The sequence below is a fragment of the Actinoallomurus acanthiterrae genome (genome assembly GCF_054775715.1).
The window spans coordinates 10,820,758-10,844,838 of the sequence record NZ_BAAHCO010000001.1; the positions used below are offsets into that span (position 1 = coordinate 10,820,758).

The 24,081-nt window shown below is 67.4% G+C and carries 23 protein-coding genes; 13 read left to right on the forward strand and 10 right to left on the reverse strand.

The genetic code is table 11. The features are described from left to right. Positions 1 to 90: 90 nt before the first annotated feature. Both ACYVF7_RS51040 and ACYVF7_RS51045 read right to left on the reverse strand, forming a co-directional pair. On the reverse strand, positions 91 to 522 hold the full coding sequence (locus ACYVF7_RS51040) for a VOC family protein (protein ID WP_460354209.1): 432 nt from the start codon (positions 520 to 522) through the stop codon (positions 91 to 93). Between the two features lie 78 nt (positions 523 to 600). Beyond that, entirely contained in the window at positions 601 to 1,080 is a 480-nt protein-coding gene (locus ACYVF7_RS51045) for a helix-turn-helix transcriptional regulator (protein ID WP_460354212.1), read from the reverse strand. Here ACYVF7_RS51045 and ACYVF7_RS51050 point away from each other — a divergent pair. After that, positions 1,069 to 1,320, forward strand: a complete 252-nt coding sequence (locus ACYVF7_RS51050; protein ID WP_460354214.1) for a hypothetical protein — start codon at positions 1,069 to 1,071, stop codon at positions 1,318 to 1,320. The two genes, ACYVF7_RS51045 and ACYVF7_RS51050, sit on opposite strands and share 12 nt — an antisense overlap. Positions 1,321 to 1,494: 174 nt before the next feature. Here the strand turns inward: ACYVF7_RS51050 and ACYVF7_RS51055 are convergent, their stop codons facing one another. Beyond that, positions 1,495 to 1,755, reverse strand: a complete 261-nt coding sequence (locus ACYVF7_RS51055) for a hypothetical protein (RefSeq protein WP_460354216.1) — start codon at positions 1,753 to 1,755, stop codon at positions 1,495 to 1,497. Positions 1,756 to 2,237: 482 nt separating this feature from the next. Beyond that, positions 2,238 to 3,680, reverse strand: a complete 1,443-nt coding sequence (gene pdxR, locus ACYVF7_RS51060; protein WP_460354219.1) for a MocR-like pyridoxine biosynthesis transcription factor PdxR — start codon at positions 3,678 to 3,680, stop codon at positions 2,238 to 2,240. An 88-nt stretch (positions 3,681 to 3,768) separates the two neighbouring features. On the opposite strand from pdxR, the gene ACYVF7_RS51065 reads away from it, so the two are divergent. From ACYVF7_RS51065 to ACYVF7_RS51075, 3 genes are all read left to right on the forward strand, one after another. After that, positions 3,769 to 3,978, forward strand: a complete 210-nt coding sequence (locus tag ACYVF7_RS51065) for a hypothetical protein (protein ID WP_460354221.1) — start codon at positions 3,769 to 3,771, stop codon at positions 3,976 to 3,978. A 38-nt stretch (positions 3,979 to 4,016) separates the two neighbouring features. Further along, a complete protein-coding gene (locus ACYVF7_RS51070) occupies positions 4,017 to 4,835 on the forward strand; it encodes an EamA family transporter (RefSeq protein ID WP_460354224.1) in 819 nt (272 codons plus the stop codon). 251 nt (positions 4,836 to 5,086) lie between these two features. Then, positions 5,087 to 6,031 carry a DMT family transporter gene (locus ACYVF7_RS51075; RefSeq protein ID WP_460354227.1) on the forward strand — a complete coding sequence of 315 codons (945 nt, stop codon included), beginning with the start codon at positions 5,087 to 5,089 and terminating at the stop codon, positions 6,029 to 6,031. A gap of 95 nt (positions 6,032 to 6,126) precedes the next feature. Here the strand turns inward: ACYVF7_RS51075 and ACYVF7_RS51080 are convergent, their stop codons facing one another. Next, on the reverse strand, positions 6,127 to 6,288 hold the full coding sequence (locus tag ACYVF7_RS51080; protein WP_460354230.1) for a hypothetical protein: 162 nt from the start codon (positions 6,286 to 6,288) through the stop codon (positions 6,127 to 6,129). Positions 6,289 to 6,428: 140 nt separating this feature from the next. On the opposite strand from ACYVF7_RS51080, the gene ACYVF7_RS51085 reads away from it, so the two are divergent. From ACYVF7_RS51085 to ACYVF7_RS51115, 7 genes are all read left to right on the forward strand, one after another. Further along, positions 6,429 to 8,072, forward strand: a complete 1,644-nt coding sequence (locus tag ACYVF7_RS51085; RefSeq protein ID WP_460354233.1) for a fumarate hydratase — start codon at positions 6,429 to 6,431, stop codon at positions 8,070 to 8,072. Between the two features lie 172 nt (positions 8,073 to 8,244). Next, positions 8,245 to 8,451: a hypothetical protein gene (locus ACYVF7_RS51090; RefSeq protein WP_460354234.1), complete on the forward strand. Its 207-nt coding sequence runs from the start codon at positions 8,245 to 8,247 to the stop codon at positions 8,449 to 8,451. Then, positions 8,435 to 8,968 (forward strand): DUF6879 family protein, encoded by a 534-nt coding sequence (locus tag ACYVF7_RS51095; RefSeq protein ID WP_460354236.1) that lies wholly within the window; start codon positions 8,435 to 8,437, stop codon positions 8,966 to 8,968. Before ACYVF7_RS51090 ends, ACYVF7_RS51095 begins: the two co-directional genes overlap by 17 nt. Positions 8,969 to 9,470: 502 nt before the next feature. Then, complete coding sequence (locus tag ACYVF7_RS51100; RefSeq protein ID WP_460354239.1) at positions 9,471 to 10,142, forward strand: hypothetical protein; 672 nt, start codon at positions 9,471 to 9,473, stop codon at positions 10,140 to 10,142. Beyond that, positions 10,135 to 10,965: a helix-turn-helix domain-containing protein gene (locus tag ACYVF7_RS51105; RefSeq protein ID WP_460354241.1), complete on the forward strand. Its 831-nt coding sequence runs from the start codon at positions 10,135 to 10,137 to the stop codon at positions 10,963 to 10,965. Before ACYVF7_RS51100 ends, ACYVF7_RS51105 begins: the two co-directional genes overlap by 8 nt. A gap of 904 nt (positions 10,966 to 11,869) precedes the next feature. Continuing rightward, a complete protein-coding gene (locus ACYVF7_RS51110) occupies positions 11,870 to 12,457 on the forward strand; it encodes a recombinase family protein (RefSeq protein ID WP_460354243.1) in 588 nt (195 codons plus the stop codon). Positions 12,458 to 12,590: 133 nt separating this feature from the next. Further along, positions 12,591 to 14,105, forward strand: coding sequence for a hypothetical protein (locus ACYVF7_RS51115; RefSeq protein WP_460354246.1), 1,515 nt, complete (start codon positions 12,591 to 12,593; stop codon positions 14,103 to 14,105). On the opposite strand, the gene ACYVF7_RS51120 is transcribed toward ACYVF7_RS51115, so the two are convergent. After that, the gene (locus ACYVF7_RS51120; RefSeq protein WP_460354249.1) at positions 14,102 to 15,808 is read right to left on the reverse strand and encodes a recombinase family protein; all 1,707 of its coding nucleotides are present in this window, start codon (positions 15,806 to 15,808) and stop codon (positions 14,102 to 14,104) included. The genes ACYVF7_RS51115 and ACYVF7_RS51120 overlap by 4 nt on opposite strands. A gap of 219 nt (positions 15,809 to 16,027) precedes the next feature. Beyond that, the gene (locus ACYVF7_RS51125) at positions 16,028 to 17,308 is read right to left on the reverse strand and encodes a serine/threonine-protein kinase (RefSeq protein ID WP_460354252.1); all 1,281 of its coding nucleotides are present in this window, start codon (positions 17,306 to 17,308) and stop codon (positions 16,028 to 16,030) included. A gap of 134 nt (positions 17,309 to 17,442) precedes the next feature. Here ACYVF7_RS51125 and ACYVF7_RS51130 point away from each other — a divergent pair, with 134 nt between their 5' ends. Next, positions 17,443 to 19,572 carry a serine/threonine-protein kinase gene (locus ACYVF7_RS51130; protein WP_460354254.1) on the forward strand — a complete coding sequence of 710 codons (2,130 nt, stop codon included), beginning with the start codon at positions 17,443 to 17,445 and terminating at the stop codon, positions 19,570 to 19,572. Between the two features lie 285 nt (positions 19,573 to 19,857). Beyond that, complete coding sequence (locus tag ACYVF7_RS51135; protein ID WP_460354257.1) at positions 19,858 to 21,261, forward strand: class II fumarate hydratase; 1,404 nt, start codon at positions 19,858 to 19,860, stop codon at positions 21,259 to 21,261. Between the two features lie 51 nt (positions 21,262 to 21,312). Here the strand turns inward: ACYVF7_RS51135 and ACYVF7_RS51140 are convergent, their stop codons facing one another. The 3 genes from ACYVF7_RS51140 to ACYVF7_RS51150 form a co-directional block, all read right to left on the reverse strand. Next, positions 21,313 to 21,777: an aggregation-promoting factor C-terminal-like domain-containing protein gene (locus tag ACYVF7_RS51140; RefSeq protein WP_460354260.1), complete on the reverse strand. Its 465-nt coding sequence runs from the start codon at positions 21,775 to 21,777 to the stop codon at positions 21,313 to 21,315. Positions 21,778 to 22,082: 305 nt separating this feature from the next. Beyond that, entirely contained in the window at positions 22,083 to 22,571 is a 489-nt protein-coding gene (locus ACYVF7_RS51145; protein WP_460354262.1) for an aggregation-promoting factor C-terminal-like domain-containing protein, read from the reverse strand. Between the two features lie 259 nt (positions 22,572 to 22,830). Beyond that, positions 22,831 to 23,715: an aggregation-promoting factor C-terminal-like domain-containing protein gene (locus tag ACYVF7_RS51150; RefSeq protein WP_460354264.1), complete on the reverse strand. Its 885-nt coding sequence runs from the start codon at positions 23,713 to 23,715 to the stop codon at positions 22,831 to 22,833. Positions 23,716 to 24,081: the final 366 nt, after the last annotated feature.

Genomic DNA, 24,081 nt, shown 5'->3' on the forward strand with positions numbered 1-24,081 from the left:
GTCAGGACGGCCGCGCGTCCGTCTCGACGACCGCGACCTCGACGCGGTAACGCCCCGTCGCCTGGAGCCGGGGCGGGCGCTACCGGTCGCTCAGCCGGGCACCGGCCCGAGGATCCTGCCGTACCAGGTCGCCGGGTCGGTGTCGCGGACATGGCTGGTCAGGGCCCAACGCTGCCCCTCCGGGTCCGCGACCACCGCCTGACGAACTCCCCAGGGCCGGTCCTCCGGCGGTTCCAGGATCACGCCTCCTCCGGCGACCGCCTGTTCGCACGCCCGGTCGAGGTCGTCGACGAAGACCTGAGTGAGGCTCGACGTGCCGGCGAACTGCCCACCACGACGCCCGAGGAGGATGATCAGGCCGTCGCGTTCCACCTCCACGTGACCCACCCAGCCATCCGGCAGCGACGCCCGGACCACCTCGCGGACCCCGGTGACGGCCGAGAGCCACCGGGCCGCCGCCGGCGGATCGTCGTACAGGACGCAGGGGACGATGATCGGATAGCCGCGTCGCGGGTCGTACATGATCGATTCCTTTCTTCCGGACCGACGCGACGACCGTAGGAGGAGTCCGATGTCCGCGTCTTGAAGGAAATCGACCGCTTACGCGGCCCACCGGCGGACGACGGCCGGGGTCGTGGCCGCGAACCGGGTGAACTCCCGCGTCAGGTGGGCCTGGTCGGCGTACCCGCACACCACCGCGACGTGGGCCGGAGTTAGATCGCCGCGTGCCAACAGTCGCGCCGCGCGCTCGTAGCGCAGTACGCGCGCGGCGTTCTTGGGCGTCGTGCCGATCTGCTGCCGGAAGCGGGCGGCGAGGTACCGGTCGCTGCGCCCGGTCCGGGTGGCCAGGTCCGCGATCCGCACCGCGCCGTGGACGCGGCGCATCGCCTGCCACGCCGACGCGACCTCCGGCGACGGCACCGGGCCCGCCGCGATCCTCTCGGCGAGAAGCGCGTCGAGGAGCGCGAAGCGTGCCCGCCAGGATCGCCGATCCGCCAGGCGCTCCGTCCAGTGCTCGGCGGCCGCGCCGAACAGGTCCGACAAGGCCACGATCCGGTTGCTCAGCTCATGGGCGGGCACGCCGAACAGGGCGAAGGCGCCGAGAGGGTCGAGCCGGACCTGGAGGCCGAACTGACCTCCGTCGTGACCGGTCAGAGTCGGCCGGTCGTGGAACCCGGCGACGAACGAGGTGAACGGGCGCAGGTCGTGGGCGTCCGGTGCCGGCTGCGCGTGGTGCGCTCTTCCGAACCCGAGGATGAGGATCAGCTCGCCGGCGGGTGTCTCCGCCGGCGGACCGGTGTCGGGGTCGTCTCCCGGTAGCCCGTGTAGGCGAGGACGCGGCCACGCAGAGCCGGGGCGGGACGGCCGTCGACCGAGGCGCGGCGTCCGCCGGAGCCTTCCACGGGCTGTGGTCCCACACGCACAAGGCGATCGTAGGCGTAGCCGGAAAACCGCGTTCCCCATCAAGGCGGGGAACGCGGCCGACGGCGGACTCTAGGGCGGGGAAGACGCGTGCGGGCTCATCTCCCGCTGGAGGCGCTGGATGGCCTCCTCACCGGCGCGTTCGGCCTCCTCGGGGGTCTTCAACTGGGTGAGGGCTATCCGCAGTGCGGCCTCGGCCGCGTCGGCCGCCGCGCGGGCGGTGATCGTATGGGTGTGGGCGCGTTCGATGTCACCGAGGCCGATGCAGTCAAAGGCGACCTGGGTGTCGTGGGCGGCGAGTTCGAGCTGGCGGGCGGCTTCGTCAAGACTCATTGTCGTCCTCCTCATCGCAGCACGTCGTACCCGCGGATGAGCGATCGACACAGCCGATTCCTCGGTGCCGTAAGGGACCGGAGGGGGTGCTGCGGCACCCGGTACGACGAGCGTCCCCCTCGCCCCGTTACGGTGTGCGCCGTTCGCCCCGGAATGAGCGCCGCCTTCGGCCCCGGGACGGCACGCACCGCCCTCGCCCCCGGAACGACGAGCGTCGCCCTCGGCCCGGGAACGACGAGCGTCGCTCTCAGCCCGGGAACGACGAGCGTCGCTCTCAGCCCGGGAACGACGAGCGTCGCTCTCAGCCCGGGAACGACGAGCGTCGCTCTCAGCCCGGGAACGACGAGCGTCGCTCTCAGCCCGGGAACGACGAGCGTCGCTCTCAGCCCGGGAACGGCGAGCGCCGTCCTGGCCTCGGGGGCGGTGGCGGTCTCCTCGATCGGGGAGGAGCCCTCACCGGGGGGCAGTCCGCCCGGCGTCTCTCAGGTCGCGGGTTCGGGGCCGCCGGTGCCGGATACGGCGCGTGCGAGGAGGTTCACCGCCTCGGCGAGCCTGCGTTCCGGCACGCGGGCGTAGCCGACGACGATCGCGGGCGGCCTCGCGTGCCCCAGACGCATCGGGGCGACGCCTTCTACGGCGACGCCGAGCGCCGCGGCCCGGGCGACGACCTCGGCCTCGTCGATGCCGGTGGGAAGCTCGAGGTAGGCGTGCAGCCCGGCGGACACGCCGTGCACCCGGACCTCCGGCAGGCGCCGGGTCAGGGCGGAGATGAACGCGTCGCGGCGGTCCCGGTAGCGCCGCCGCATGAGGCGCAGGTGCCGGTCGTACGCGCCGGTCGCGATCATCCGGGCGAGCACGTGCTGGTCCGGCACCGAGGAGCCGAGGTCGTACAGCGCCCGCGCGGCGCGCAGCCGGGTCGCCAGCCACGGCGGCGCGACCGCCCAGCCGAGCCGCAGCGCCGGGGACAGCGCCTTGCTCACCGACCCGGCCAGGACCACGCGCTCGGGAGCGAGTCCCTGCAGGCAGCCGACGGGCTCGCGGTCGTACCGGAACTCCCCGTCGTAGTCGTCCTCGATGATCAGCGCGTCGACGGCCCGCGCCCACTCGACGAGGGCCGCGCGCCGTCTGGGCGACAGCACCACGCCGGTGGGGAACTGGTGCGCCGGGGTGATGAGCAGCGCCCGTGCCCGGGTCCGGGCCAGCGCGGCGACGTCGATGCCCTCCTCGTCGACCGGCACGCCGACCATGCGCACGCCGGTCGCGCGGATCAGCGGGAGTTGCTGATGGGCGAGCGGGTCCTCGACCGCGAGCAGCCGGTGCCCTTCCTCCAGGAGGATCCGCGGGACGGTCGCCAGCGCGTGGGCGACCCCGGCGGTGACCACGACCGTCCCCGGTTCGGCCACGGCGGCGCGGACGCGCGCCAGGTAGCCCGCGAGCTCCGTCCGCAGCACCCGGGTGCCGGCCGGGTCCGGATAGTTCAGTTCGGCGTGGGGAAGCTCGCGCAGCACGTCCCGCGTGACCGTCGCCCACCGTTCCCGTGGGAACGACGCCAGGTCGGGCTTGCCGGGGCGCAGGTCGTACGCGATGCCCGGCGGGTCGGCCGGTCCGGCGTCCGTGCCGGCGGCGAGCCGGAGCACGCGCCGGTGCGCCGCGCTGCCGGACGCCGGCGGAGGTTCGGGGACGGGGGCGCGGGCCACCCGCGTGCCGTCGCCCTGGCGCGAGACGAGGAACCCCTCGGCGACGAGCTGCTCGTACGCGGTGACCACGACGCCCCGGGAGACGTTCAGGTCACCGGCGAGGTCGCGGGTGGACGGCAGGCGGTGGCCGGGGACGAGCGCTCCGCGCCGTACGAGGTCGCGCAGCCGGTCGGCGAGCTGCCCGGCCAGCCGTCCGGCGGAGCGATCGAGCGTCAGATGCAGGTCCACCCCCGCGTCCCTTCTTCACAATGGTCCTCATCGACGGTGTCCGATTGGTCCTCGTTCGCGGACCAATCAGTGCTTAGCGTCTCAGCCCATGGAGCAGACCACCAGTCCACGCGGCGTCGTGCAGGCCGCCGTCGCGATGACCCTCGTCGGCACGCTGACTGCCGTGTCCGCGGCGATCTCCCGGTTTCCCGTGTACGGCGGCCAGGCCGTGCGGTACGCCGTCGCCGCACTCATCCTCCTGGCCGTCGCCCGCCTGCGTGAGCGTGGCCCCGGCCGCCGGCGGGTCCGCCTCCGGTGAGGCGCGGTACGGGACGGCGGCCGGCGGGTCCGCCTCTGGTGAGGCGCGGTACGGGACGGCGCCGCTCCCGCCTCACGCTGCGGGAGTGGGCGCTCGTCGTCGCGCTCGCCGCGACCGGCCTGGCCGGGTTCAACATCTGCATCGTCGAGGGAACGCGGCACACCACACCGGCGATGATCGGCACGGTGGTGGGCGCCGTCCCCGTCCTGCTGGCGGTCGTCGCGCCGCTGGCGGAGCGCCGCCGTCCGACGCCGCGCCTGGTGGCCGCCGCGGTCGTCGTGGCGCTGGGCGCGGCGGCGGCCAACGGGCTCGGGGGCGGCAGCCTCACCGGTCTGCTGCTGGCCCTCGGCGCGCTCGCCGGCGAGATGGCCTTCTCCATGCTGGCCATGCCGCTCCTGCCCCGGCTCGGGCCGGTCCGGGTGTCGGCGTACTCGGCGGCGGTCGCCGCCCCGATGCTGCTCGCCGTCGGCCTGTTCGTGGACGGCACCGCCGTCGTGCGGATGCCGACTCCGGGCGAGGCTGCGGGGTTCGCCTACCTGGCGATCGTCGTCACGGTGGGGGCGTTCGTCCTGTGGTACGACGCGCTGGGCCGGATCGGCGCGGACCGGGCCGGACTGTTCGCCGGCCTCATCCCGGTCAGCGCGGCGGTCACCACGATGGTGCTCGGCCTCGGCACGCCGGGCGGCGCGGAACTCGCCGGATCGCTCCTCGTCGGATGCGGTGTCGCGGCCGGTCTCGGAGGTGGAACGGCGAGCCGCCGAGCGGGCAGGAGGCCGGGGGAGGGCCCCTCGGCGGCGGCGATCACGCCGTCGGCGGATCAGGGACAAGTGCGTGTCGGGGAGGCGCCGTGTTCGTGACGCGGGGGTGCGGGCGGCGAGCGCTCCGCGGGCGCGGTCGCGGGTGGGTGGCGGAGCGCGAGCGGCACGTCGTGGAAACCGAGCGGTGCGGGGCCGCGCCGGGCGGTCCGCCGATGCCGCCGAACGGCCTGACCAGGCTAAACCCATGAATCAGGGGTGCGGGCGCGGCGCGGCGTTCGAACACATGGCCCGCTGTAAAGATCTTCAGCCGCCCCTCGCGAGAGGACCATTTGCTACTTAGCGTGACTGTCATGGAACAGTCCGCAGCCCGTGCCCGTGGCATGGCGCAGGCAGCCCTCGCCATGGTCGCCACCGGAACCATCGCCGCCGTCGCGGCGGTGATCGCTCACTATCCCGTCTACGGCGGCCAGGCCATCCGCTATGCCGTGGCCACCGTCTTCCTCCTCGGTGTCGCCCAGTGGCGGAGGCGCCGCCGGGCAACGCGGTTCCCGTTCGTCGAACCCGATGCCCTCCTCGTCCGGCCGACCGTCCGCGAAGGACTGCTGTTCGCCGTCCTGGCCGCCACCGGGCTGGCGGGATTCAACCTCTGCGTCGTCGACGCGACGCACTACACCAGCCCCGCGACGATCGGCACGGTGATCGGATCCGCCCCGATCATCTTCGCGCTCATCGGGCCCTTGATGGAACGCAGACGCCCGACCGCGCGGCTCGTCACCGCCGCCGTCATCGTCACCGTCGGCGCGGGGCTGACCAGCGGGATGTGCGGGGACCGGCCGCTCGGCCTGCTGCTGGCCGTGGGCGCTCTCTTCGGCCAGGTGCTCTTCTCCCTGCTGGCCATCCCGCTGCTGCCGAAGTTCGGGCCGATCCTCGTGTCGGCGTACTCCTCGGCTGCGGCCGCGATGATCCTGTTCGCCATCGGCCTGGCCTTGGACGGCACCGCCGTCGTACGGCGTCCGAGCGTGAGTGAGGCCCTGAGCATCGGCTACCTGGCGACGTTCGTCACCATCACCGCGTTCATCCTCTGGTACGACGCGATCAACCTGATCGGCGCGGACCTGGCCGGCCTGTTCTCCGGGCTGACCCCCGTGAGCGCCCTGGCCACCACGGTGTTCCTGGGCGTCCGCTCTATCCGGCCGGCGGAGTTCGTCGGGTCCGTTCTCGTGGGCGTGGGGGTGGTCCTCGGCGTGGCGGACATGGGGGCGCGCCGCTCCCGCAGCGCGCGCCCGGCGGCCTGAGCGTGATCAGTGACCGGACCGTACGCCCCTGTTTCGGGCACGCCCGACTCCGGCGCCGCCTCGTCGAGTGGCGGCGCCGTGGTCGTCGCCGCGGATCAGCGGATCGGCCACTCGCGGTTGATGTTCCGCAGCACCAGCAGGAGCAGGCTCACGACGATGCCGGCGACGAACGCCACACCGACGACGGCGAGCACGATGTAGAAGATGCTCGGGTGGTGGAACGTTCCCGCTGGCCCGGCATAGACGTTGAGCAGCATGACTTCCCCCTTTTGCCGTCATACCTCCGCCCGCGCGCCAGGGCAAGGGGCGCTCCGGGCCGAGGCGCGTTCGGCACCGTCGGCACGCCGCTCTAGTCTTGGGGACCACACCCATGACCGCGTCATCAGCGAGGACGTCGATGCCCGAATTCGCCTTCACCGAGCTTCTCCCCCAGGGCCCGGACGAGACCGAGTACCGCCTGCTGACGAGCGACGGGATCAGCGAGTTCGAGGCAGGCGGGCGCAGCTTCCTCCAGGTCGAGCCCGAGGTGCTCCGGCTGCTCACCGAGACCGCGATCCACGACATCTCGCACCTGCTCCGGCCCGCCCACCTGACCCAGCTGCGGAAGATCCTCGACGACCCGGAGTCGTCGCCGAACGACCGGTTCGTGGCCCTCGACCTGCTCAAGAACGCCAACATCGCGGCGGCCGGCGTCCTGCCCATGTGCCAGGACACCGGCACCGCGATCGTCATGGGCAAGCGCGGCCAGCACGTCCTGACCGACGGCGACGACGAACGCCACATCGCGCGCGGCGTGTACGACGCGTACACGCGGCTGAACCTCCGCTACTCCCAGATGGCGCCGCTGACCATGTGGGAGGAGAAGAACACCGGCAGCAACCTGCCCGCCCAGATCGAGCTGTACGCCGCGCCCGGCGACGCGTACAAGTTCCTGTTCATGGCCAAGGGCGGCGGCAGCGCGAACAAGTCCTTCCTGTACCAGGAGACCAAGGCCGTCCTGAACCCGAGCCGGATGCTGACCTTCCTGGAGGAGAAGATCCGGTCGCTGGGCACCGCCGCCTGCCCGCCGTACCACCTCGCGATCGTCGTGGGCGGCACGAGCGCCGAGTACGCCCTCAAGACCGCCAAGTACGCCTCCGCGCACTACCTCGACACGCTGCCGGCCGAGGGGAGCCCCACGGGTCACGGGTTCCGCGACCTGGAGCTGGAGCACCAGGTCTTCGAGCTCACGCAGAAGCTCGGGATCGGCGCGCAGTTCGGCGGGAAGTACTTCTGCCACGACGTCCGCGTCGTGCGGCTTCCGCGCCACGGCGCGTCCTGCCCGGTGGCGATCGCCGTGTCCTGCAGCGCCGACCGGCAGGCCCTCGCGAAGATCACCCGGGACGGCGTCTTTCTGGAGCAGCTCGAGCCCGACCCGGCGCGGTACCTCCCCGAGACCACCCACGACGACCTCGAAGGCGACGTCGTCCGCGTCGACCTGAACCGCCCGATGGACGAGATCCGCGCCGAGCTCGGCCGGTACCCCGTCAAGACGCGGCTCTCCCTGACCGGGCCGCTCGTCGTCGCCCGGGACATCGCCCACGCCAAGATCAAGGAGCGGCTGGACGCCGGCGAGCCGATGCCGCAGTACCTCCGCGACCACGCCGTCTACTACGCCGGCCCGGCCAAGACCCCGGAGGGGTACGCGAGCGGGTCGTTCGGCCCGACGACGGCCGGCCGGATGGACTCCTACGTCGAGCAGTTCCAGGCGGCCGGGGGCTCCTTCGTCATGCTCGCCAAGGGCAACCGCAGCAAGCAGGTGACCGAGGCGTGCAAGAAGCACGGCGGCTTCTACCTCGGGTCGATCGGCGGCCCGGCCGCCCGCCTGGCCCAGGACTGCATCAAGAAGGTCGAGGTGCTGGAGTACGCCGAGCTGGGCATGGAGGCGGTCTGGAAGATCGAGGTCGAGGACTTCCCGGCGTTCATCGTCGTGAACGACAAGGGAGACGACTTCTTCCATGAGGGGACACAGGTCACGCTTTGGCCCACCAAGCGCTCCTGAGCCGCGGAAAAAGATCCAGTCCCAGACTCCACGCATGGTCGAGTGCAGGCAGTCCAGCCGCCTGCACGCGGTCCTAGATATTCCATATCGCGAATATTCCAGTTGCCGTTGACCGTAGGAATCTAGCCTCTTAGCGTCGCCGACAGACGGCTTCCCTGAGGAGGGTTCAGCGATGGCGGCACAGGACCTCAACGACAAGCCCGAGATCATCGCGGGAGACTGCAAGTCGGACGACTGTCCGAAGGTCTACCGACCCACAGACGGCATGGTCCCTGTGCAGGGGTATCGGCGGACCGACATCCGCACTCCTGAGGGAGAGGCGGTCATAGAGATCCCGGTAAGCATTCTCTTGGAGGCTGCCCGTGCTCTTGAAGGCTGACGACTGGGCAAGGTACACCGCCAACTTTCAACGCTCCGCATTCCGTCTGGAGTTGCACCCCGTCTACACCATGACGGATGAGCAAGAAGAGTTCCAGCGGTTTCTATCCGGAGAGAAGCCGCCTGCCGACCTTCATTACCCATGGCTCGATAAGGTCGCAAATGCGACCCAATCCGGTAAGACCATGCAACGTGTCCACGTCGTCAAGCGACCACTCTCGAACTACCTCCGATACGAATTCGAATGGGGATACGCCTTCAACGTCCAAGCCGGAGAAGACATCCGCATTCTCGACACCACAGAAAGGCAGGTCGCCGGCCTGCCAGATAATGACTTTTGGTTTTTCGATGAAGAGATCGTAGTGAAGATGCTTTATCGACACGACGGCACTCAGATAGGCCGCGAGCTAGTCGAGAATCCAGATATCGAGCAGTACAAGCGATACCGAGACATCGCACTTGATGGCGCTGTCCCTTTTAGGGAGTACTGGCACGGCTACCCTCCCGAACGTGAATAGGAGCGCTCAACTGCGCCGGAGGTGACTTGTGGGCTTTCTGTCGTCGCTACTCGCGGGGGTCCGTGAAATCAGGACCCCGCTGTCATCTGGACTCCTATGGCTCGCTGTCATAGTTCTTGTACTTACGCCCCATCGCCATCACTTGATTGCGGATACCCATACAATATCTGTGGCGACAAAGGCTGTCGGCAAATGGTCTACAACTCTAACAACGTCCGCCGCTTTTGGTGGCGCATACCTTCTCGGATCGGTTGCGACTAGTTCAATCTCGCCCTTGCTTCGCCTTTGCGGCCGTAATGTGTACCGCCTGCCTGCGGCAATCACGGGGCTTGCCTACAAATTCGGACGGGCGGCAGGACGTAACCCGCTTGGACCCCGATTTTCCATTCGCATGCTGAACAAGTTCGCCAGATGGGCGCGACCCGTAAGTCAGCCAACGAGAAGCCTGGTATTCGATGCAATCCTGCATTCACTAGGGAGTACTGGGGTGCCAGGCGGAGCGATGCTGATATATCCAATCGAGACAGCCATCGATAAGATTCGCTTTGGCGCTGCGCAGCTATCGAAGGAAGCGCCAACTCAGTATCAAGAATATGACCGCCTTAGATCCGAAGCGGATCTAAGGATTGCAGTGGTGCCTCCTTTGTTGACACTGACCTTCATCGTTCCCTTTCATGAGCGCATGTGGGTAGTTTTGGCTGTATCAGTAGCATGCGCTGCATTGCTCTGCCAAGCGGCAGTACATACGCGAGCCGCAAATGAAATACTTGCGAACTCCATCTACGCCGGTTACGTCACCATCCCTCAGGTCCAATCAATTGTCGAGTATTTGAAAAGCTTGGACCCCCAGCCTCGCAAGGATGGGGAATGGATGGGAGCTATCCTTAATGGATTGGATACCCTCGCCCAGTATGACGAGGCGGAGTTCGCCCTCCAGGACCTTCTAGAATTCAACGAGCATGACTGTACAGTTGCTCTCACCTACCTACGCGCCCACAATCCACCTCTCGCGGGCCAACTTGAACGCAGACTCAAACTAAAGGAGGCGCGAGAGGAGAACGAAGTGCGCCCAGAAACGGATACGCACACGGATATACGACCTAACATAGTTAGCAATAGCGGCTCAGCGCAGGCCGAGGCCGGGGATTCATCGCATACCGAAGAACATGGATAAGGAAGACTTGGGTCGACGAAAAAACGAGCTGGCCCAGATTCTAAGAGAACTACGAAAGCAGGCCGGCCTCACTGGGGACCGGCTGGCCGTTCGCTGCGGTATGAGCCAGTCTAAGATTTCCAAGATAGAGACCGGCAAGGTCATCCCCTCTCTCGCCGATGTTGAGCGCATCATTTCCGCACTAGGCGTGTCCGGGGAGGCGGTAGAACAGATCAAGTCTCTAGCCCGACTGGCGAACACGGAATTTACCGACCTGAGGTCTTCTCTCCGAAAAGGACTTCATCACAAACAAAGCGAACTAGCTTCCATCGAAGCCAACGCCTCGCACATTCGATTTTTCCTGCCGACCATGCTTACCGGCTTGCTTCATACACCGCAGTATGCAAGGGCAAGCCTTGCAACCATCCCAGGCGACCATTCAAAGGCAATAGCCAAAAGACTTGAGAGACAGAGCATCCTCTATAACTCCAGCAAGCGGTTCATCTTTCTCCTCACCGAGCTAGCTCTACGCTGGCCCTTGTGTGAGCCAGCAGTGATGTCCGTTCAACTAGGGCACATTGCTACGCTTGCCGCAATGCCGAATATTACAATCGGCATCATCCCCTTCGGCCGTAGCCGACTACCCGAGGGACCTCTCAACACTTTTACCGTCTATGACCAGTCACTTGCTACGGCAGAGACGTTCAACGGTGCCATCATCATGAGGGACCCTAGAGACGTCTCATATCACCTTGATCTCTTCTCAACGTTTGAGAGATACGCCAAGACAGGAGAGGAAGCTATAGAGATCCTGGAGGCCATCCGGGATGAGTTTATTCTATGACAGGAATCGACTAGATCCACGCTAACGGCCGTCCTATCGTTCAGATATGGCCGTGGACGAGTACGAGACCGCGCGAGAGCACCTAGAGACCCTACGGGTCGTCATCTCCGACCAATCGGATTATTTGCCAAGAATCGGTCTCCCGAGAACGGGGCCGCCCTACCTATTGGTAACTCCGCCGAACTCGTACTACCCCAACCGGCTCGTTATCGCTGGCGCTATTCACGGCGAATGGTTCTACTGGTGGGACTCCGGCCAATGCCTCTGCGGAGTTCGGTACGTATCTCAAGCTGCCCTACGGATTACCGAGAGCCTTAGGGCCATCCATGCCTGAAGGGGTACGTACGTCATTCGACCAAGACTCATACGAGCAGGCTCTCACGGAACTCTATGAGGTTCTTGAGAATCGACCTCGAATGTTGTACGGCATCACTCACATTCCCGCTAGGCAGGTACTTGCAGACAATGCCGCATACATAGCGGCATTCAATCAGCGGGAAACTACACCCTCCGGTAAGGATGTATCTCCAGATGGCAGTGCTAATGATGTCCTCTAATGGAAAGTCCCAGACCCGTACATGGATAGAAGACCCCGCCCCCGACGGGGTCAGTTGGGCATGCTAGGGGTATTACCCCTGGGGTGGAGTATCCGAGACGTTAGACCCCGATTTCGTACATCGTTAAAGGGAGGTGCCCCGGGCGGGGCCTAAAAGCTTGCCATGGGGGCATTACCCCAGAGTTCCCCGATGAGGCCAGATCAAGCTCTCGAAGCCGTCTCACAAACGATGGTTTGCGAGACGAGCGGACAGCAGCCCCGTTGACTTGTGAATCCTGCGTCAGAACCCGTCTCAGAACCTCGTTGGCTTCACTTGTGTTATGAGACGAGTTGTGAGACCGTCCCGTCATGACCTCCTCCACCCCCACACGCCACCGCGTCGGCTATGCCCGGGTCTCAACCACAGACCAGGACGCCCAGCTACAGAGGGACGCTCTCAACGCCGCAGGATGCACGCGCATCTTCGAGGACAAGGCGTCAGGCAAGAGCGCCGACCGTCCGCAACTCAGTGCTGCCCTGGACTACCTCAGAGCAGGTGACACGCTCGTGGTCTGGCAGCTCGACCGGCTTGGTCGCTCACTCATCGACCTGGTGACCATTGTCGATGGGCTGCACCAACGAGGTATCGGCTTCAAGGTGCTCCAAGGCACCTTGGCAAATATCGACACGACCACTGACGACGGAAAGCTCTTCTTCACCATCATCGCCGCCATGGCCGAATATGAGCGAAGCCTTATCCGGAACAGGACAAAAGCGGGGCTCGCTGCGGCGAAAGCCCAAGGGCGGACTGGCGGAAGGCCGACTGTCATCAATGACGACCTACTGACTGTGGCGCGTGCTCGACGGGCCAACGGGGAGAGCGTGAGCAGCATCGCGAAAGCCTTGGGTGTATCCAGGGCGACGCTGTATCGGTATCTGGAACCTCAGAAGCTCTGAGAAGTCCGCAGAGCGCCTTACCGCCCCGGCTTGGAGTCCGTCTCCGGATCGGGGCTTCTTCGTGGCGTAGTGACCCTCTGAGCGCTCGTACACTGTGCTTCCCCTGAGTGGCGAGACTGGAGGTTCCCCCGAAGTGGCCAGTGCAGATGACGTCTTGGCGCTCGCCCGTGCCGTGGCGAAGCCTGGAGGTAGAGCCCTCCTCATCAACCAGGACAACACTGCTGGAGGGTGGGTGCCTCTCGAAGAGGCAGTCTCCACCGGTCTCGCGTTCGCAGTAGAGCCCAAGCCGGGATTGATAGCGCTCGACTTGGATTCACCTGAACTAGTTGAACTAGGTCTCAGGGTCAAGAAATGGGCTGAAGGCCGGCTGAATGCACAGACCGTTTTTGTGGCTTCAGGAAGAGACGGACACAGGCATCTTTGGATTCGCCTTCCAGAAGACATCTCCGAAGAAGACTTCCGAGAAGTTCTCAGAGCTAACTTCGATTTTCCGGGCGAGAGTGTCAGGCATAGGCAGGCGACCAGGCCGCCGCTTGCACCGCACAGGAACGCTCACCCTGTGGCGCTCATAGCGCCTGAGACGGTCTCTGAGGCATTGGAGAAGCTAGGTCCTAACCAGACAATCCCTCAATCGTCTGAGCGCTTGAGAGAGCGTTATAGGCGTCTTCTGAAAGACGGGGATGTTGCAGGCAAGTATCGGATGCCTGATGGCACCGTCGCTAGACATCGACTCATCGCCGGTATTGCCTGCCGTGCAGTGCAGGCACAGATCAAGCGCGATGCCTTTGTAGAAGATCTGCTTAACCCTCGGAATGCTGCGAGCGGCAAGGCGATAGAGCTTCAAGCGGAGAGAGGTCCCGCTTTCGCAGTTAAGTACCTTCAGGACACCTACGACAACGTAGCCAAGTGGATTAAAGAAGAAGACATCAGGCCAGGCTTCGATGAAGAAGCCTTTGCCGAACATATGGCAGGCTACCGAGACATCGCGGAACGGGCTCCGTTCCCTGGTAAGACTGGCAGCGCAGACAGAGATGTTCTATTCGCTGTGATCAGGCTTGGACTACAACACTCTTCCTACTCGCCTATGGCGAGCATCAGGGATCTCCATTTGGACTCCGGGAGATCCCAAGCCACAGTGCGGAACGCACTGAATCGGCTAGTAGACCGAGGCTGGCTCACTAGGGGTGAGCCAGTAGGCAAGACTCATACTTACATCTTCAACCTAGAGATGAGTGACAAAGTTAGTACATACTCAACCTATGGGGGGACAGATAGAGTATGCACTAGGGATGTAACGCATCCCGTGTTCACTTCACAGCGGGCACTTGGGGGAAGGCTGGCCGAGGTCTGGGCAAAGCTGCCCGACTCTTACGTGTCGATAGCAGAAGCCTCAAAACTAACCGGTCTGAACGCCCAGACGGTAAGACGGTCCCTTAAGCGCCTTGTCGCCTTCGGCCTAGCAGAGATCGACGAGGGTTCCGGTCCAAAAGGTGGCGACCGATACCGGTGCGTCGAAGTGGGTCAGGACTACCTCGAACGATTGGCCGACGAACTCGGCATTGCGGAGGACAAGAAACTGAAGCGGGAGCAGGTGAAACGCCAGCGGGGTGCTTACGGAGTCCAGGAGGCAGGCGAGAAGCCTGCCTAATTCCTGATTTCGAAAGTCGGCTGACCGGATATATCATCGAGACTTATCACGATAGCTGGATGCTTCGCGTTACGGATTTCGCCTCCCGCCGGATTGATCTTCTGCCCCAGCGCGTCTTCCACCGAGATACTTTTCAGATGTTCCGGCATGTTGACGTCTACAACGATGATGTCTGATTCCAAGGCGTCACGAACGCCGACAGTGGTCATCATCCTAGGGATGTCAGGTATCTCTATTTTGATATGAGGGTTTTTCGTTCCCCTCTTCGACTTCCAGACGAGCACTCTGACATCATGCTCGATAAGAAATGAACGACGTTCCTCTACCCCCTTCTCAGCCCATACTTCCTTGAACGTCTTACCTGTACCTACGTATTCCGAAGCCGGAAGCTGAGCGATTTGCACCGAAAGCGCCGCCTTCTTCTTGGTAATCATCTCATGCATTCGCAGATAAGATTCGTCTTGGCCCTCACCATCGTACTTTCCGGCCACATAGTCCGCTTCAAGCTTACTAAGTCGCGCAGAAATCCGCGCTAGTTCGGCTTCAAGCTCCCGTTGCGGCGTAGCGGTTCGCTCATAAACCTCGGAGTCACCCGTAGCTATTAGAAGCGCATTCTCGATGGCCTCATCGAGAACTGTCTCATCGCAGGCCGTACGGCACTCCTCCGAGACTCCGGAATAAGCATGCCTACAGGTGTAGACCCGGTAGACGTCCGGCTCGTCTTTATAGGAACGCTTAACCGTGTTCCGCTTGACGTATAGAGATCCACCATCGATCCCACATTTGGCGACACCGGTGAGAAGGTACGGCTCCTTCGGGGTCCGAGTAGCAGGCTTCTTAATTGCCGTCAGCTTCTTAACGACTTGTTGCCATTCGGCGATACTGAGGATTGGCTCGTCGGTAATGAACACAGGCTCCCCATCGTCACCTTCGACGACCTCACCATTGTGAAGGAGGTAGCCAACAGTTCGTGGACTCATCAACGCCTGCTGGATCGCCTTCGATGACCAGAGCGTTCCTCTGGATTCCTTCCCCGACTCGATACGAAGGTGATCACGCCACGTCGGAGTACCCGACGCATTCAGTTCCTTCATTAGTCGATGGACTGGCGTGCCGTCCATGACTCGCTCATACAACTCTCGCAGAAGAGGACCATATTCGGGGTCTTGGATGAGCCCCTTCCCGCCGTCATCCCGATCGGTGAAGCGGAAACCGAACGGCAGCACCCCACCGAACCACGCTCCTTTCTCGCGGAGTTTTCGAGAGGCATCCAGCGCCCTCGCCTGGATGGTATCCAGCTCGCCTTCTGCGAACGCAGCGATGATTTGCGCGAACATCTTGCCCATAGGTGTGGACAAGTCGAGCGATTCCGATGTGGAGACGATTGCCTTGTCGCGCTCGCGACACCAGTCCACAAGTTCAGCGAAGTGACGGGACCGACGGGTCAGCCTGTCGAGCTTCCACACACAGATGACATCGAACTCGTCGGCCCGATGGTTCAGCCACTTCCCCAGCCCAGGCCGCTTGAAGGGGCTTACGCTGCCGGAGACGTCCAGATCCTCAGCCCAGCCGATGATGGTCCCCATGACCGCCGGGCCATGCGTCCAGTGCTCGATGTGGCCTCGCTGGCGCTCTGGGGAGGTGGTGTCATCGTGCTCGACGCTGAGTCTGATGGTGCCGAGGACGCGGGGGTGACTGATCACGCGAGGACTCTACCGCGTTTCCCCTTGCGAGATGAGAAGGACGACTTCTTCGCCGACACGACCGGGCCGCTGCTGACCATCGGGCGGCGCTGACCCGCCCGCGACCGCCGTCCGGCGCGCTCTCCGGGGCGCGCCGGGCGACGAGATCAGATCGACGGTGAGTCGGGCCGGTTCCAGTGCACGGCGCCCTTGCCGTCGCGGTCGATGTCGTACCGGCGGCTACTTGACCTTGACCTTCTTGCCGCCGCCGTTTCCCTTGCCCCTGCCCTTGCCCTTGTCGCCGGTCTGGCCGTTGCCAGTCTGGCCGTTGCCGGTCTGGCCGGGCTTGGCGGCCTTGGTCGTCGGGGTTGTCACGGCCGGGCTCGTCCTCGCCGGCGTGTGCGACGCGGCGGGTTGGCTGGGCGGCGGAGTACGGGCGGCCTCGGGCCCTGGCGGCATACGGCCACCGGGGTGTACGCCCGGGGTGCTTCGGTGCGGTGAGGTAACGGTGCCGTTGCCGGGAGCCGGCCGCTTCTCCTTCTCGTCGGGTCCGGAGCCGACCGTGGCCGTGACGGCCACCGCCACCGCCGCGGCCGCGAACGCGACGGCGGCCAGGGTCGGCACCACCGGCCGCCGCGTATGGCGGATCTGGGTGGGCGCCGTGACATCGCCCCCGAGCCTCGCCAGCAGCTCAGCGGTCCGCGGCCGTTCCGCCGGGTCCTTCGCCAGCGCCTCCGTGACCAGAGGGCGGAGCGGCTCGTGCAGCCCGTCGAGGTCGGGCGGATCGTGGATCGTCCGCCCCGCCACTTCGTCGCCGTCACCCTGGCCGAACGGGTTGCGGCCAGTCCCGGCGTAGGCCACGAGGCAGCCCCAGCCGAAGACGTCGGACGCGCTGGTCGCGGGCCGCCCGGTCAGCCGCTCGGGCGGGATCCAGCCGGGGCTGCCCATCACCACGCCGTCCTTCGTGGGCCCGCCCGACGCGGGGAGGCGTTGCGCGATGCCGAAGTCGATGATGCGCGGCCCCGTCGGGGTCAGCAGCACATTGGCGGGCTTGAGGTCCCGGTGCACCAGGCCGGCCCCGTGGATCGCGGCCAGCGCCCGCGCGACGCCGGTGGCGAGCGCGCGCAGCTGCTCGGGCCGCAGCGGGCCGTCGGTGTCGACGATGTGCGCCAGCGAGGGACCATCGACGTACTCGGTGACCAGGTACGGCGGCCGCTCGGCGGTACCGTCGGCGAGCACCCGTGCCGTCCACCCGGCGGGGACCCGCCGCGCGCAGTTCGCCTCGCTCTGGAAGCGGAGACGCACGTCGGGGTCGTCGGCGTCCTCGGGACGCGCGGTCTTGACCGCGACGAGCCTGCCGTTCTGGTCGCGTCCCAGGTAGACGACACCCATGCCGCCCGAGCCCAGCCTCGCGACCAGGCTGTGTCCCCCGATGGACACAGGGTCGTCGATCTCGAGCGGCAGCACGCCGGAGGCGACGACCGTGGGTCCGCCGAGCCCCGAAGCCGAAAAGGTTTCCATCCCCACGCCTCTTCCGATGGCGTCGACACAAGACCTGCCTGTCAGCTCCGATCTTGCAGCGGTGCCGACCTGAGTGCAAGATCACGGTAAGGATCCGCGTGCCGCGACCGGCGCACGCGGGTATCTTGCGCTTCGTGGCCGAGTCCCAGGATCGCTTGCTCTCCGGCCGTTACCGGCTTCGCGAGGAGATCGGCCGGGGCGGCATGGGCACGGTCTGGTGGGCGTACGACGAGACCGAAGAGCGTGAAGTCGCTGTCAAGGAGGTCCACCTCCCGCCCAGCCTGAGGCCCCGGGAGCGGATCAACCTCATCAAGCGGACGAACCGCGAGGCGATGTCCGCGGGCCGGCTGGACCACCCGAACCTCATCGCCATGTACGACGTGGTGGTCGAGGACGACCGCCCCTGGCTGGTCATGGAGTACGTCCCGGCCCGGTCGCTGGAGGACGTCTTCGTCGACGACGGCCCGATCTCCCCCGTACGCGTCGCGGAGATCGGCCGGCAGCTGCTCGACGCGCTGCGGGCGGCGCACGAGGCCGGCATCGTCCACCGTGACGTCAAGCCCAGCAACGTCCTGCTGGAGACCTCCGGGCGGGTGGTGCTGACCGACTTCGGCATCGCGACGTACGACGGCGCCACCACGCTCACCCAGGCGGGCACGTTCATGGGCTCGCCCGCGTACGTCGCCCCGGAGGTCGCCCGGGGCGAGCGGGCGTCGCCGGCATCCGACCTGTGGTCGCTCGGCGCCACGCTCTACGCCGCCGTCGAAGGACGGCCCCCGTACGACTTCGAGACGGCGATGGCCACCCTCAGCGCCCTCGTCACCTCCGAGCCCGACCCTCCGGTGCGCGCCGGGTCGCTGCGCCCGCTGCTCGAGGGACTCCTGAAGAAGGACGCGGCACGGCGCCTCACCTCCGAACGCGCCGCCGCCCTGCTGGCCGCCTCCACGGCCCCACCGCTGCCGGCCCGGCCGGCCGAGTCCGCGCGGGCGCGCTCGAGCCGGCGGTCCAGTCACGAGTGGTCGAGCCGGGACCTGTCCGGCCCCCGGCGGCCCAGCCGGGCCCAGCCCACGCCTCCCGGCCTCGGCCGATCCGGGCGATCCCGCTCCGTACCACCCGACCTCGACCCGTCCCGGCGACCGGAGCCGACTCCACCCGGCCACGACCCATCGCGCCGGCCCGGGACGCCCCCTCCCGGCCACGACCCGTCACAGCGACCCGAGACGACCCCTCCCAGCCACGACCCATCGCGGCGGTCCGAGACGCCCTCTGCCGACCTCGACCCGTCACAGCGGCCTGAGCCGCCCCCTCCCGGCCTCGACCCGTCGCGACGACCCGAGACGACCCCTCCCAGCGTCGACCCGTCACGGCGATCGGGGCCGACTCCACCAGGTGTCGACCCGTCGCGACGATCCGAAACGCCCCCTCCCGGCCACGGCCCGTCACAACGGTCGGGGCGGACTCCCTTTGGCCCTAGCCGGTCCGGATCCGCCCAGGCCACCCCGCCCGGCTTCGGGCGGTCCGGCCAGAACCTCACGCGACAGGACCGGGCGGCGAGCGAAGGGCCGGAGGGCGGACCGGCGGAACGACCGGCGGCGCGGCAGACGGCCGGATGGCTGCCTCTCCCGCAGCCGGCGGTCTCCGAGGCGCCGGGATCGAAGTCCGCACGGCACCGGCGGCTGCTGGACCGGCCGGGCATGCTCCCCGCCGTGACGGCCGCCGTGCTGGCGCTCGCGGTCGGGGCCGGTGTGTTCGCCGGGCTCAACGGCTGGGGTGCCGGCCGCCGTGGCGCGCCGTCGGACGGCCGTTCGCCCGCCGTCGGCACGTCGGCGCCGAGCACCCCCTCCGTCGTGTCCTCCGCGCCGCCTCCTGCCGCCGCGCGGTCGCAGGGCCTCCTGCCCGCCACGCTGCTGGACGCGTCCGACCGGCCGGTGTCGCGCCGGGTCGCGAAGAAGGGCGGCGACTGGCCGGGCACTTCGGCCATCACGCTCAGCGTTCCCGACCGCGGTCGCCGCATCGGTGTGCTCGTCGTCTGCCGGCCCGGTGCCCGCCGGCTGTCCTTCACGGCCTACGCGCTGGGCGCCCCCGGCCGGACGGTGAGCGGCGACTGCGCCGCGAGCGGGCACCGGATCACGATGCCGGCCACGCTGAGCCTTCCCTCCGGCACCTCTCACGCCCGGATCCGGGTACGCCTGCGCCGCGGGCCGGAAGCCGCCACCGGCCCGATCGAGTGGCTCGTCGGAGCGTACGAGTCCCTGGCACGCTGAGTCCTCCCCGGCGCGCCGCCACGGCCGAGCGCCGTGACCCGTCGGGCGTACGAGCCCGTGGCACGCCGATGCCTCCGCGGCGCCGCCGCCACGGAGCGCCAGGGCGTACGAGAGTCCCTCGCCGGCGCACGACTCCACGGTGCGCCGCCGCGGCAGACCGCCAGGACTCCCCTAGGGGCGTACGGACGCTCGCTCGCTGACGCACCCGGTGCCCCGCCGATCGGTGGAGTGCCGCCGTCTCTAAAGTCGGTAGCGGGGACGAATCGACCGGCTCGGGAGAGGGCGATGAGCGAAGAGCAGGAGTTCCGGATCGAGCACGATTCCATGGGGGAGGTACGGGTGCCCGCGTGGGCGAAGTGGCGGGCCCAGACCCAGCGGGCGGTGGAGAACTTCCCCATCTCGGGGCAGCGGCTGGACCGCGCGCACATCGCCGCGCTCGGCCACGTCAAGGCCGCCGCCGCGAAGGTCAACGCCGAGCTCGAGGTGGTCGACAAGGGGATGGCCGACGCGATCGCGGAGGCCGCTCTGGAGGTCGCGGGCGGTGAGCACGACGCGCACTTCCCGGTCGACGTGTTCCAGACCGGGTCCGGCACCTCGTCGAACATGAACACCAACGAGGTCATCGCCACCCTCGCCCAGGAGCGGCTGGGCCTGCCCGTGCACCCCAACGACCACGTCAACGCCTCGCAGTCGTCCAACGACGTGTTCCCCTCGTCCATCCACATCGCGGCGACCGGCCTGGTCGTACAGAAGCTCATCCCCGCCCTGCGGCACCTCGAGGCGGCGCTGGACCGCAAGGCCGAGGAGTTCGCGTCCGTCGTGAAGGCGGGGCGGACGCACCTGATGGACGCCACCCCGGTCACGCTGGGCCAGGAGTTCGGCGGGTACGCCGCGCAGGTGCGGTACGGCGTCGAGCGGCTGGAGGCCGTGCTGCCGCGACTCGCCGAGCTGCCGCTCGGGGGCACCGCCGTGGGCACCGGCATCAACACCCCGTCGGGCTTCGCCGAGCGCGTCATCGCCGAGCTGGCGCGGGCCACCGGCCTGCCGCTCACCGAGGCCCGGAACCACTTCGAGGCTCAGGGGGCGCGCGACGCCCTCGTGGAGACCAGCGGTGCGGTCAAGACGATCGCGGTCGGCCTGACGAAGATCGCCAATGACCTGCGCTGGATGGGCTCGGGGCCGCGTGCGGGGCTGGGCGAGATCCGGCTGCCCGACCTTCAGCCCGGCTCGTCGATCATGCCGGGCAAGGTGAATCCGGTGATTCCGGAGGCGGTGTGCCAGGTCGCCGCACAGGTGATCGGCAATGACGCCGCCATCGCGTTCGGTGGCGCGGCGGGCAACTTCGAGCTCAACGTGATGCTGCCGATGTTCGCCCGCAATCTTCTGGAGTCGATTCGCCTGCTGGCGAACGTGTCCCGGCTCTTCGCCGACCGGTGCGTCGAGGGCATCGAGGCCGACGCCGACCGGTGCCGCGAGTACGCCGAGTCGTCGCCGTCGATCGTCACGCCGCTCAACCGTTACATCGGCTACGAGGAGGCGGCGGCCGTCGCCAAGCAGGCGCTGCGCGAGCGCAGGACCATCCGCGAGGTCGTCCTCGAGCGCGGGCACGTCGACGCGGGCCGGTTGACGATCGAACAGCTCGACGCCGCTCTCGACGTCCTGGCGATGACCCGTCCCTCCCGTTCCTGACCGCTTTCCGGCCGGCCCTTGGACGGGGCCGGCCGGGAAGGGACGCCTGGATCAGTACCATCCGGCGGACCCTGAGTGGCCCAGTGCCGCGCAGGGGTTTCCGTACCGGCTCTGGATGTAGCCCAGCCCCCACTTGATCTGGGTGGCCGGGCTGGTCTTCCAGTCCGGCCCGGCGGTGCGCATCTTCGCCGCCGGGAGGGCCTGCGGGATGCCGTACGCGCCCGACCACGGGTTGCGGGCCCGCTGGTTCCAGCTGCTCTCGCGCATCCACAGCCGGTCCAGGCACTGGTACTGCCGGTACGACCAGCCGTGTTCGACGAGGAACGGCAGGGCGAGCATCCGGTTGCGCTCCGTGATGGTCAGCCCCGGCAGCCGGGGCTGCACCATCGCGGGCCACGCGTGGGCGGTCACGGCGCCGCGGGCGGGTGGCTCCCCCGCCAGGCCGGTGATGAGGGCGGCGGCACTGCCGAGCGCGGCCACGCCGCTCCGGGAGAGTCCCGTCAGTCTGAGATCCAAGTCGGCTCTTCCGTCAGCCGGGGCGCCGGTCGCGCTCCGTGCAGGCCTTCACTCCGCCGTTCGGCTGCCCGAGGGCGACCGGGCCGTCGGACGGCGGCCCCCTCAGGGGCCGCCGTACGCGAGGTCTCGCGCTTCGGAGTGACGGTGACGGTCCGTCGCCGAACGCGTGCGGTCCGTCACCACGCCATGACACTTTCCGTGCCGCGCGTGGTTCGACACCGCTCCCGGCCGCGTTTGTGCCGTTGTTTTACCGACTTCTTGCCGCTGATCAGGAGTGTTGAGATGCGCCGGCGGCTCGATTCGGACTAGTAGTAGCCGTGGCGGTGCTGGTACGACCAGGCGCCGCACGACGTCTTGTAGCGGCCCTTGATGTACTTCAGACCCCATTTGATCTGGGTCGCCGGGTTCGTCTGCCAGTCCTTGCCGGCGGTGCGCATCTTCTTACCGGGCAGTGCCTGCGGGATGCCGTAGGCGCCCGACCAGGGGTTGTGCGCCCGGTGGTTCCAACTGCTCTCGCGGTCCCACAGCTTGGCGAGGCATTTGAACTGCGTGCCGTACCAGCGGGAGGAGTGGTGAGGCCAGCGCTTCTTCAGGAGCGGCTTGGCGATGCGCTGATTCCGCTGCTTGCGGGTCAGCTTCTTCTGCGCGCTGACGGCGACGACGCGTTCGGCCGCCGTGGTCGGCGACGCGGCCTGGACCGGTGCCTCGGCGGCGAGGCCGACGGTGAGGCACATGCCGAGTGCGAGTGCTCCGGCCTTGACCGCAGAGAGCCCACGTGGGCGCTTGGGGAACAATAAGGGCCTTTCATCGGCCGCCGCGCCGGTCGCGCGACGAGCGGTGTCCGCCTCGGCCGGAGCTGCCTTCGTAGAGCGGGGGTGAAGGCGACCGGGCGACCGGTCGGCGTCCCTGCGGGGCGCCGTGTCCGGCCGTGTGGAACGGCCGGGCATCCGGGGCGGTGCGGCGGTGATCCGCCGCGATTCGGCTCCCACGGGGCGTCTCGCGAGCCGTGGGAAGGCCCGGCGGCCGGTGGCCGCCGGGCCGGAGAAGGGTCTGTCAGTACCAGCCGGTGGACTGGGAGTGGCCCCAGGCCCCGCAGGGGGTGCTGTAGCGGTCCTTGATGTAGCCGAGTCCCCACTTGATCTGGGTGGTGGCGTTGTCCCGCCAGTCGGGCCCGGCGCTGGACATCTTCGAGCCCGGGAGCGCCTGCGGGATGCCGTACGCACCCGAGGGGTTGGCCGCGTGGGTGTTCCAGCCGCTCTCGCGGTTCCACAGGCTGACCAGGCAGCTGAACTGCGAGCTCGGGCTCCAGCCGAAGCTCGACAGCATGTTCCGGGCGATCTTCTGGGCCTCGTTGGCCGGGACGGCGTCTCCGCCGCCACCCCCACCCCCGCCGCCCGAGCCCGGGTCGGTGGTCGGCGTCTTGGTCGGGATCGGCTCGCCCTTCGCCAGCAGCTTCGGCCGGTCCTTCTCGCTGCGGGCGGCGCGCAGGGCGCGCTGCTTCAGCGTCTTGCGGCGCTCGCTCTCGATGTTCTTGCGCTGCGCGTCGGTGAGCGGGGCCGGCTGCTGCGCCTGGGCCTGCACCGAAGTGGACGGGTCGGCGGCCTTCGCGGTGGGCTTGGAACCACCGCCGCCGGTGAGGGCGAACGCGGCGGTGCCACCGCCGACGACGACGGCCGCGGCCGCGGCGATCGCGCCGATCTTGAGGAGCTTGTTGCCCGAGGAGCGGGAGCCTCGGCGCATCGACTCGAAATCGTCGTCTCCGGAGCCGGAGGGGTTCGGAGGCTGCGGGCCGCCGGGAGGGGGAGCGCCGAAGTCGTGGCGGGTGGCCTCGAATTCGTCCTCGTGGGCGGTTTCGGCCATCCCGGAGACGGGCATGGCGGAAGTGGCACCCGAAAGATCAGGCCGCTCGGGCTCCGGCGCGATGGGAGTACCCGCCACCTTCACGTCCTCGGACGAGGGCTGGTTCTGGGGGAAACGAGCGTCGTCCCACGGGCCGTGAGGCTCCGTGCCGTCTTGTCGATCGTCTCGCCCGGGGGACCCGAAACGGTCTCCGTACAAGGCGGTCCTTCCGACGGTCGCACGCGCATGGGCACGCGTACGAGTGCCTTCACCCCGGCGCCGTCGTGGTTCTCACGGCACCCTGGGCGGGCCGCCTTCTCCCGGCATATGGCGTACGGGGGGTCACGCCGGGGACCGGGGGGCGTCCCGCAGGAGTGCTTACGGCGGATAACACTGCTCTAAGACAGGGGGTACTCCGCAACCGGAACGGCGTGACTGATCTCACGACTAATCACGTCACACCAG